This is a genomic window from Rhizobacter sp. P2_H2, from assembly GCF_056403375.1.
Genome location: NZ_JBFUFP010001202.1, coordinates 1 through 1,517 on the forward strand (window position 1 = coordinate 1; position 1,517 = coordinate 1,517).

Annotated in this window: 1 protein-coding gene; it reads right to left on the bottom strand. The window is 70.3% G+C overall.

Annotation, left to right across the window (positions count from 1 at the left end; all coding sequences use genetic code 11):
• A partial coding sequence (locus tag AC1D15_RS31570; RefSeq protein WP_477829149.1) for a protein adenylyltransferase SelO occupies positions 1-1,311 on the bottom strand: 1,311 nt, incomplete at its 3' end.
• Positions 1,312-1,517 lie beyond the last annotated feature (206 nt).

A 1,517-nucleotide genomic window follows, 5' to 3' on the forward strand; every position in this document is an offset into this window, starting at 1 on the left:
GTTCATCCGCAAGGCGCGTTCGGCATCGACGCTGCCTTCGGAGCGCAGCCGCGCCGCATAGTTCCGTGCCCAGGCGTCGAAGGCCTCGCGGTCGATGAAGAGGTCGCGCAGCGCGTCGTTGGCGGCAGCCTCGCGGCTGTCGAAGCCGGCCAGCCGGCGGAAGGTGATGCTGAAGTCGGCGCGGTCGGCGGCCATGCGCTGCAGCAGGCCCTCGGCGAGCGCCCGGTCGCCGTCCTGCACGCCAGACAGTCCGAGCTTGGCGRCCATGCGCGCATCGAGCGTCGCGGCGAACTCGCTCTTGTAGGCCTCCAGCGCCTCGAGCGCATCGTCCTGCTCGCCGATCAGCGGCAGCAGCGCCTGGGCCAGCGCATGCAGGTTCCAGAACGCGACGTTCGGCTGGCGCGCATAGGCGTAGCGGCCCTGGTGGTCGGAGTGGTTGCAGACGTGGCCGGGGTCGAACGCATCGAGGAAGCCGTACGGGCCGTAGTCGATCGTGAGCCCGAGGATCGACATGTTGTCGGTGTTCATCACGCCGTGGCAGAAGCCGACGGCCTGCCAGTCGGCCATCAGGCGCGCGGTGCGCCGGGCCACCGCCTCGAGCAGCGCGACGGCGGGCTGTGCTGCACCGCGGCATTCGGGGTAGCCGATGTCGATCACGAAATCGACCAGCCGGCGCAGTGCGTCGACGTTCGGCTCGGTGTGCGCGAAATGCTCGAAGTGGCCGAAGCGGATGAACGACGGCGCGACGCGCGTGACGACCGCAGCGGTCTCGATCTCCTCGCGCCGCACCGGCAGCGCCGAGCCGGTGATGCTGAGTGCGCGCGTCGTCGGTACGCCCAGCGCGTGCATCGCCTCCGACGCCAGGAACTCGCGGATCGACGAGCGCAGCACCGCGCGGCCGTCGCCCATGCGTGAGTAGGGCGTCAGGCCGGCGCCCTTCAGCTGGATCTCCATCGGCCCGGCGGGCGTCTGCAGCTCGCCCAGCCACAGCGCGCGGCCGTCGCCCAGCTGGCCGGCCCAGACGCCGAACTGGTGGCCGCTGTAGACGCTGGCCAGCGGCTGCATCGGCGCCTCGGCGAGGTTGCCGCTGAGGGCGGCGAGCAGCCGCGGGTCGGAGGGCATATCACCCGGCAGGCCCAGCAGGCGGGCGCAATCGGCACTCCAGGCCACCCAGTGCGGGTCGGGCAGGCCTTGCGGCGGCAGTTCGGTGAAGAACTCGCCGCCCAGCGCGGCGAAGCGGTTGGGCCAGTCGGCGCCCATCAGCGGTGGCAGCGGGGCCGCGATCGCGGCGGGAATCGGCAGGGCGCTCATAGGGCCGAAAGTGTAATGACCGTGCCGCGGCACGAGTTTTTTACGGGTAAACAGCCAGCCGGCCGGTGGTGGCGCCTCCCTATCATTCCCGCGTCGAAGACAAACGTTTTGCGCGCTGACGCGCACGAATCACCCGGGAGAAGTCGATGTCACGACTGATGGGCCAGATGATGCAGATGCCCTTGCTGATCTCCTCGCTGGCCGTG